General features: G+C 69.9%; 7 protein-coding genes. 4 read left to right on the top strand and 3 right to left on the bottom strand.

What is annotated here, in order from left to right; translation table 11 throughout:
* Window positions 1–59 precede the first annotated feature (59 nt).
* On the top strand, window positions 60–1,058 hold the full coding sequence (gene hemB / locus G6045_RS37320) for a porphobilinogen synthase (RefSeq protein WP_165336682.1): 999 nt from the start codon (window positions 60–62) through the stop codon (window positions 1,056–1,058).
* Here hemB and G6045_RS37315 read toward each other — a convergent pair.
* Both G6045_RS37315 and G6045_RS37310 read right to left on the bottom strand, forming a co-directional pair.
* Window positions 1,040–1,612: a hypothetical protein gene (locus G6045_RS37315; RefSeq protein WP_165336681.1), complete on the bottom strand. Its 573-nt coding sequence runs from the start codon at window positions 1,610–1,612 to the stop codon at window positions 1,040–1,042. The two genes, hemB and G6045_RS37315, sit on opposite strands and share 19 nt — an antisense overlap.
* Window positions 1,613–1,696: 84 nt before the next feature.
* Window positions 1,697–2,101 carry a VOC family protein gene (locus tag G6045_RS37310; protein ID WP_165336680.1) on the bottom strand — a complete coding sequence of 135 codons (405 nt, stop codon included), beginning with the start codon at window positions 2,099–2,101 and terminating at the stop codon, window positions 1,697–1,699.
* 133 nt (window positions 2,102–2,234) lie between these two features.
* Between G6045_RS37310 and G6045_RS37305 the strand changes: the two genes are divergently transcribed.
* Window positions 2,235–3,446, top strand: coding sequence for an aminotransferase-like domain-containing protein (locus G6045_RS37305; RefSeq protein WP_328708046.1), 1,212 nt, complete (start codon window positions 2,235–2,237; stop codon window positions 3,444–3,446).
* A gap of 143 nt (window positions 3,447–3,589) precedes the next feature.
* The gene (locus G6045_RS37300; protein WP_165336678.1) at window positions 3,590–4,504 is read left to right on the top strand and encodes a hypothetical protein; all 915 of its coding nucleotides are present in this window, start codon (window positions 3,590–3,592) and stop codon (window positions 4,502–4,504) included.
* A 61-nt stretch (window positions 4,505–4,565) separates the two neighbouring features.
* Here G6045_RS37300 and argS read toward each other — a convergent pair whose 3' ends face one another.
* On the bottom strand, window positions 4,566–6,329 hold the full coding sequence (argS, locus tag G6045_RS37295) for an arginine--tRNA ligase (RefSeq protein ID WP_165336677.1): 1,764 nt from the start codon (window positions 6,327–6,329) through the stop codon (window positions 4,566–4,568).
* 145 nt (window positions 6,330–6,474) lie between these two features.
* Here argS and lysS point away from each other — a divergent pair, with 145 nt between their 5' ends.
* The gene (gene lysS / locus G6045_RS37290) at window positions 6,475–8,280 is read left to right on the top strand and encodes a lysine--tRNA ligase (protein ID WP_165336676.1); all 1,806 of its coding nucleotides are present in this window, start codon (window positions 6,475–6,477) and stop codon (window positions 8,278–8,280) included.
* The last annotated feature ends 87 nt before the right edge of the window (window positions 8,281–8,367 follow it).

Raw genomic sequence — 8,367 nt, 5'->3', positions numbered from 1 at the left:
GCCCCAGACCCCAGCATCCGAACTTCGTTCGGATCTCCTCAAACGCCGGAGGGGCTGAAATGTCTACCTATGGTTCGTTTCCCGGGTCGCGGCCCCGGCGGCTGCGGACAACTCCCGCCATGCGGCGGATGGTTGCCGAGAACCGGGTGCATCCCGCTGATCTGATCCTTCCCGCGTTCGTACGGGAGGGGATCGGTGAGCCCGTTGCCATCGGGTCGATGCCGGGGGTTGTGCAGCACACCCGGGACTCGCTGAAGAAGGCCGCCGTCGAGGCCGTCGAGGCCGGAGTCTCCGGGATCATGCTCTTCGGTGTGCCGCTCGATGAGAAGAAGGACGCCGTCGGTACGCCGGGCACGGACCCGGACGGGATTTTGCAGCTCGCTCTGCGGGACGTACGGGCCGAGGTCGGCGACGAGTTGATCGTCATGTCCGACGTGTGCCTCGACGAGGTCACGGACCACGGGCACTGCGGTGTCCTCGACGCCGAGGGCCGGGTCGACAACGACGCGACGCTCGAGCGGTACGCCGAGATGGCGCAGGTCCAGGCCGACGCGGGCGCGCACGTGCTCGGCCCCAGCGGCATGATGGACGGCCAAGTCGGCGTGATCCGCGACGCGTTGGACCAGACCGGGCACGAGGACGTCTCGATCCTCGCGTACACCGCGAAGTATTCGTCTGCCTTCTACGGCCCCTTCCGTGAGGCTGTCGCCTCTTCGCTGAAGGGCGACCGCAAGACGTATCAGCAGGACCCGGCCAACCTCCGGGAATCCTTGCGGGAGTTGGCGCTCGACCTCGAAGAGGGCGCGGACATGGTGATGGTCAAGCCGGCCGGACCGTATCTCGACGTGCTCGCGAAGGTCGCGGACGCGGTGGACGTGCCGGTGGCCGCGTACCAGATCAGTGGCGAGTATTCGATGGTCGAGGCCGCGGCCGAGAAGGGCTGGATCGACCGGGACAAGGCGATCCTCGAGACGCTCACCGGGATCAAGCGGGCGGGCGCGAGCATGATCCTCACGTACTGGGCGGTGGAGGCGGCGCGTCAGCTGCGTTTGAGCTGAGCCTGTTCCTCGTACGTGGCTTTGACCAGGTCGCCGTAGGCCTTGCGCAGCAGGGGCTCGGCGACCTTCGGTTCGTCCACGCCGACTTCCACGTGGCCCTCTTCCGCGGCGGCGATCGTGCGGAGGTCGAACTCGCCCTTCCAGCGCGGGATGTCGTCGCTGATCCGTGCCACCAAGGCGTCCAGCTCGGTGCGGGAGGTCGTGGTGTCGTGCAGCCGGACCGTCATGTTGGACGGGATGCCGCGGCAGGCGGAGCGGTCGAAGGCGGCGTCCGGGATGCGGTAGAGGTCGAGCGCGAGGGTTCCGCGGTCGACGCGCAGGCCCGTGTAGACGTGCGCGAAGCGTTGCTTTGCCACGGTGTCGACGTGGGCCACCGCGATCTCCGCGGCCTCCTCGGCATCCTTGGACTCGGCCGCGCGCGGGCCCGTGCACTGCGAACTGCCCTTGTCCGTACGGACGGTGGGCTGCTGTGACGGCTCCGCCGCGCAGCCGGCCGCCGCGAGGGACAGTGCGGCGGCGATGGCCGGTCCGTGGCGTCGTGCTCCTGCGCGCATAGCTCTCGCCTCCGCGGGTCTGACGCGTGGACGGGCTGCCGGGTTCCGGTTACGGGTTCCCGCTTTCGGCTTCCCGCTTTCGGCTTATGCCGTCTCGCCCTGCTCCAGCTTGTACACCGCTTCGATGTTGTTGCCGTCCGGGTCGTTCACGAAGGCGCAGTACGCGCGGTACTCGGGCCAGACGCGCGGGGCTTCCCGTTCGGTGCCGCCGTTCTCCAGCGCGGCCTCGTGGAACGCGTCGACCTCGGCGCGGCTGCGGGCCGTGAAGGCGAGGTGCAGCCCGCGGGTCGCCTCCTCGGGCGAAGGAGCGGTGTACATGCCGAAGGACGGGGTGTCCGCGTCGGAGCGCCAGAGCTCCGCCGCGTTGCCCTCGTGGGCCTCGATGGAGACGTCCAGGGGCGCGAGCGCGGCGGCGTAGAAGCGCTCGCTCGCCTTGAAGTCCGCTACGAGGAGGGTGACGTGGTGAATGAAGGGGAAGTCGGCGGTCATGCCCGGGATCCTAAGAGATCTTGGAAGGGCTCGGAAGCGCATGGGCCGTCCGGATCGCGGAATGACAGGTGTAGGCGCCAAACGCTTTCTCTACGCTGAGCCTGCCGATGTCCAGAGCGAAGGAGCCGTCGCCGTGACTGTCACCGAGCCGAACGCCGTCGTCCGTGCCCCCGTGCCGCCGCTCGCCGAGCGCGCGCGGAACGTAGGCGGCTCCCCGGTACGGGACATCCTCGCGGTGACCGCGCGGCCCGAGGTGATCAACTTCGCGGGGGGTCTGCCGGCGCCCGAGCTGTTCGACGCCGAGGGCGTGGCCGAGGCGTACGCCCAGGTGCTGGCCAAGGACGCGGGCCGTGCGCTCCAGTACTCGACGACCGAAGGCGAGCCCGCGCTGCGTTCCGCGCTCGCCGCGCGGACCACCGCGCGTCAACTGCCCACCACCGCCGACGACGTGCTGATCACCAGCGGCTCGCAGCAGGCGCTGTCCCTGCTGGCCACCGCCCTCCTTGAGCCCGGCGACACCGTGCTCGTCGAGAACCCGACCTATCTGGCGGCGCTCCAGGTGTTCGCCTTCGCCGGCGTGCGGGTGGTGGGGGTCGACTGCGACGAGGACGGGATCGATCCGGCGGCCCTCGACGCGCTCGTCGCGCGGGAGCGCCCGAAGCTCCTGTACACGATCCCGACCTTCCAGAACCCCACCGGCCGCACCCTGCCCGCCGGCCGCCGCGCCGCCGTGGCGTCGGTCGCCGAGCGGCGCGGGCTGTGGATCGTCGAGGACGACCCGTACGGGGAGTTGAGGTTCGAGGGGGAGCGGGTGCCGTGGATCGCCGCGCAGCCCGGCGCCGAGGACCGCACCGTACTGCTCGGCAGCTTCTCCAAGGTGATGGCGCCGGGCATGCGGCTCGGCTGGATGCGTGCCCCGGCCGCCGTGCTGCGGGCGTGCGCGGTCGCCAAGCAGGCCGCCGATCTGCATACTCCGACCGTCAACCAGCTCGCCGCGGCACGGTACTTGGCGACCCGGGACCTGGACGCGCACGTCGCCACGGTGGCGGCCGCCTACCGGGAGCGCCGGGACGCGCTGCTCGCGGGGCTGCCGGCCGCGCTGCCCGAGGGCTCGGTGTGGAACCGGCCCGAGGGCGGCATGTTCCTGTGGGCGCGGCTGCCGGAGGCGTACGACACCGCGCAGCTGCTCCGTACGGTCGTCGAGCACGAGGTGGCGTACGTGCCGGGGGCGCCGTTCCACGCCGGCGAGGCGGGCCGCTCCACGATGCGCCTGTGCTTCGTGACGCATGCGCCGCAGGAGATCGCGGTGGGGGTGCGGAGGCTGGGCGCCGCGCTGGGCCGCTGAGGTGTTGCTTGAGAGGCTGATGTGTACTCAGTTCCCTTTGAGGTACGTGTAGTTGGAACGCTCCGACGGGGGCGGTTTCACCAGGGAGGGGAACGATCATGTCCAGTCTCGCGTCGCTCCGAAGACCACGCCACCGGTGGCGTGTGGCCCTAGGACTGGTCGCCGCGTTCGGCGCGCTGGCCGGCGGCCTGGCCGCGCCCGCGCACGCCGCGGCGCCCGAAACACCCGAGCGCGTCAGCGAGTTCAGCTTCACCAGCGCCGAAGGCGATCCGATCGGCATGGGCCGCTCGGAGACGTACACCCCGGACAACGCCACGTTCGAGGTGTACGGCAACAAGACCTATGTGCGTGTCGGTCTCAACACCGGTCCGGGCGACTGGTGGGACGTCACGCTGGGCGCACCGCAGGGCGAGGAGCTCGAGCCGCGCGTCCACCGCGAGGCCGAACGCCACCCGTTCCAGACGGGCCGGTCCCCCGGCCTCTCGGTCGGCGGTGAAGGACGCGGCTGCAACGAGATCTGGGGTTCGTTCGAGCTGAACCAGTACGAGACCGACGCCGAGGGCAACCCGCTGCTCGTGGACGCGTCCTTCGAGCAGCGTTGCGAGGCGGCCGACGCGCCGCCGCTCAAGGGCCGCATCCTCTGGCAGGCCTATCCGCTCTCGTACACGTACGAGAGCGACCCCGACGACCCGGTGGGACAGGGCATGTCGGGCACGCACTACGGGGCCACGAGCCTGTTCAAGCTGCAGGGCCGCACGACCGAGGGGATCGTCTTCGACGTTTCCGGCAAGCGGGAGGACTGGTCGGTCGAGTTCCTGCTGCACGCAGCGGGTCCGCTCGAGGTCGGGCACACGTACCGGACCACCGACGACATCACTTCGGACGATCCGACCCTGATGGTCAGCGGCAACGGCCGGGCCTGCTCCGGTGCCACCGGCACCTTCACCGTGACGAAACTCGAGGCGGATCCGGACGGCGCCATCACGGCCGTCGCCGCCGATTACGAGCAGAAGTGCGGTACGGGTGTCATGCGGGGCACCCTTCACTACTACGCGTAGACACCACGAAGGCCCCCGCCGGAGCTCGGCGGGGGCCTTCGTCGGTTCCGTACGCGGGTGATCAGAGCTTCTCGGGCGTGCGGATGCCGAGCAGGCCCATGCCCTTGGTCAGGGTGCGGGCCGTCAGGTCGACCAGGAAGAGGCGGTTTTCCACCTGGGCCGGGGTGTCGGCCTTGAGGACCGGGCAGTGCTCGTAGAACTTCGTCAGGAGCGTGGCCAGCTGGTAGAGGTACGCCGCCACCTTGTGCGGGGCGTACTCCGCGGCCGCCTCGAAGACCGTCTCGCCGAAGGCGTCGAGGTGCAGACCCAACGCCCGCTCGGCCGGGGCCAGTTCGACCTCCGGGTGCGCGACAGGGCCGGCCTCGCCCGCCTTGCGCAGGATGGACTGGATACGGGCGTACGCGTACTGGAGGTAGACGGACGTGTCGCCGTTGAGCGAGACCATCTGGTCCAGGTCGAACTTGTAGTCCCGGTTCGCCGAGGTCGACAGGTCCGCGTACTTCACGGCGCCGATGCCCACGTACCGCCCGTTCTCGACGATCTCCGCCTCGGTCAGGCCCACCTTCTCGGCCTTCTCGCGCACGACGGCGGTGGCCCGCTCGGCGGCCTCGTCGAGCAGATCCTCCAGCTTCACCGTCTCGCCCTCACGGGTCTTGAACGGCCGGCCGTCCGCGCCGAGCACGGTGCCGTAGCCCATGTTGTGCGCGGTGACCTCGTCGGTCAGCCAGCCGGCCCGCCGGGCCGTCTCGAAGACCATCTTGAAGTGCAGGGACTGCCGTACGTCCACGACGTAGATGAGGTCGGTCGCCTTGAGGTCGAAGACCCGGTTGCGGATCGCGGAGAGGTCGCTCGCCGCGTAGCCGAAGCCGCCGTCGGCCTTCTGCACGATCAGCGGGACCGGCTGGTCGTCCTTGCCCCGGATCTCGTCGAAGAACACGACGAGCGCGCCCTCCGAGCGGACCGCGACGCCGGACTCCTCCAGCATGCGGGCGGTCTCGGGCATCAGATCGTTGTACGCGGACTCGCCGACGATCTCGTCGTCCCGAACCTCCATGTCCAGCTTCTCGAAGACCGAGTGGAAGTAGACCTTCGACTCGTCCACGAACTGCTGCCAGAGCTTCAGGGTCTCCTCGTCGCCGGACTGGAGCGCCACGACCCGCTTACGGGCCCGCTCCTTGAACTCCTCGTCCGCGTCGAAGACCGCACGCGAGGCCTTGTAGACCCGGTTCAGGTTCGACATCGCCTGCTCGCCGTCGACCTCGTCGGCCGGGGCCAGCTCGCCCGGGTGCTCGATCAGGTACTGGATGAGCATGCCGAACTGGGTGCCCCAGTCGCCGATGTGGTGCCGGCCGACCGTCTGCTCGCCGGTGAAGTCGAGCATGCCGCGCAGGGCGTCGCCGATGACGGCGGACCGCAGGTGGCCGACGTGCATCTCCTTCGCGACGTTCGGCTGTGCGTAGTCGATCACCGTGAGGCCCGGTGTGTCCTTCGGGGCCACACCGAGCCGGTCGGCGTCCGCGTACCGGGCGGCGAGGGTCTCGACGATCGCCTTGTCGGAGACCGTGATGTTGAGGAAGCCGGGGCCGGAGACCTCGACGTCCGCGAACAGACCGCCGTTCTCGATCTGTGCGACGACCTGGGTGGCGAGCTCCCGCGGGTTGGCCTTGGCCTTCTTGGCGAGCGCCAGGATCCCGTTGGCCTGGTAGTCCGCCCGGTCGCTGCGTCGCAGCAGCGGGTCCGCGCCGGCGGCTTCCGGCAGCGCGGAAGTCAGGGCGGCGGAGAGCCGTGCGTGAACGCTTGCGGTGAGGGACGTGACCGGGGCCATGGGGTGCCGTTCCTGTGGTCGGGTTGTCTGGGCTCACGAATTCTCCCATGAGACGTGGTCCGGGTTCGCGTCAGTTAAGGGCGCCCCGGGTCGAGGGGTGCCGCGCCTTAATGCCCGCGACAGGTGTGGGGTGGAGTCTGGGAGAATGGCCTACGCGCGCAGAGGCAGTCGCGCAGCAGACCGGAGTGAAAGGGACCAACTGATCGTGGCCCAGAGCACAGGCGCTCAGCCCGCAGACAACGCGGACTGGGTTTCCCGATACGCGGACGACGTCATCGCCGAGTCGGAGCGTCGTGCCCCGGGCAAACGCGTTGTCGTCGCCTCCGGACTCTCCCCGTCGGGCCCGATCCACCTGGGCAACCTGCGCGAGGTCATGACCCCGCACCTGGTCGCCGACGAGATCCGCCGCCGTGGGTACGAGGTGCGGCACCTGATCTCGTGGGACGACTACGACCGGTACCGCAAGGTGCCGAACGGCGTCCCCGGGGTCGACGGGTCCTGGGCCGAGCACATCGGCAAGCCGCTGACCTCCGTGCCCGCGCCCGCGGGTTCGGCGTACCCGAACTGGGCCGAGCACTTCAAGGCGGCCATGGTCGCCTCGCTCGGCGAGCTGGGTGTGGAGTTCGACGGGATCAGCCAGACCGCGCAGTACACCTCGGGCGTCTACCGCGAGCAGGTCCTGCACGCGATGAAGCACCGTGGTGACATCGACGCGATCCTCGCGCAGTACCGCACGAAGAAGGCCCCGGCCAAGCAGTCCCAGAAGCCGCTCGACGAGGCCGAGCTTGAGGCCGCCGAGGGTTCGGGCGCGGCCGGTGAGGACGACGGCAGCGGATCGGGCGCGGGCTACTTCCCGTACAAGCCGTTCTGCGGTGGCTGCGGCAAGGACCTGACCACGGTCACGTCCTATGACGACGACACCACCGAGCTGACGTACGTCTGCACCGAGTGCGCCTTCACCGAGACGGTCCGGCTCTCCGAGTTCAACCGCGGCAAGCTGGTCTGGAAGGTCGACTGGCCGATGCGCTGGGCGTACGAGGGTGTGATCTTCGAGCCGTCGGGTGTGGACCACTCGTCGCCGGGGTCCTCGTTCCAGGTCGGCGGGCAGATCGTGACGCTGTTCGGCGGCAAGCAGCCGATCGGTCCGATGTACGCGTTCGTCGGGATCTCCGGCATGGCGAAGATGTCCTCGTCGAAGGGCGGGGTGCCCACCCCGGCCGACGCGCTGGAGATCATGGAGCCGCAGATCCTGCGCTGGCTGTACGCCCGCCGTCGGCCCAACCAGTCGTTCAAGATCGCCTTCGACCAGGAGATCCAGCGGCTGTACAACGAGTGGGACAAGCTGGAGGCCAAGGTCGCCGACGGCTCCGCGCTGCCGGCCGACGCGGCCGCGTACAGCCGTGCCGCTCGTACCGCCGCGGGTGAACTGCCGCGTACCGAGCGGGCGTTGCAGTACGGCACGCTCGCCTCGGTCGCCGATGTCGCCGCGGGGGACCCCGAGCAGACGCAGCGGATCCTGTCCGAGCTGGACCCGGCCAACCCGGTCACCGACCTGGCGGCCGTACGTCCGCGGCTCGACAAGGCGGAGGCCTGGATCGCCAAGTACGTACCGGCGGAGTCCCGCACCATCGTGCGGACCGAGCCGGATGCCCAGGCGCTGGGGGCGCTGGACGAGCAGGGGCGCGAGTCGCTGCGGCTGCTGCTCGACGGGCTCGACGAGCACTGGTCGCTCGACGGTCTGACGCACCTTGTGTACGGGGTGCCGAAGGTGCAGGCCGGGTTCTCGGCGGATGCCGGGCCGAAGGAGCTGCCGCCGGAGATCAAGAGTGCTCAGCGGTCGTTCTTCGCGCTCCTGTACCACCTGCTTGTCGGGCGGGACACGGGGCCGCGGCTGCCCACGCTGCTGCTTGCGGTGGGGGCGGAGCGGGTGCGGAAGTTGCTCGGGGCCTGACGCTCACGTCTGCGGCGCCGTCCTTTTGGGCGGCGCCGTTTTCGTTGCCGGGTGCGGGTGCGGGTGCGGGTGCGGGTGCGGGTGGGT

Source organism: Streptomyces mesophilus (assembly GCF_011044995.1).
GTDB classification, from domain to species: domain Bacteria; phylum Actinomycetota; class Actinomycetes; order Streptomycetales; family Streptomycetaceae; genus Streptomyces; species Streptomyces mesophilus.
This window is presented reverse-complemented; position numbering and strand designations above follow the sequence as displayed.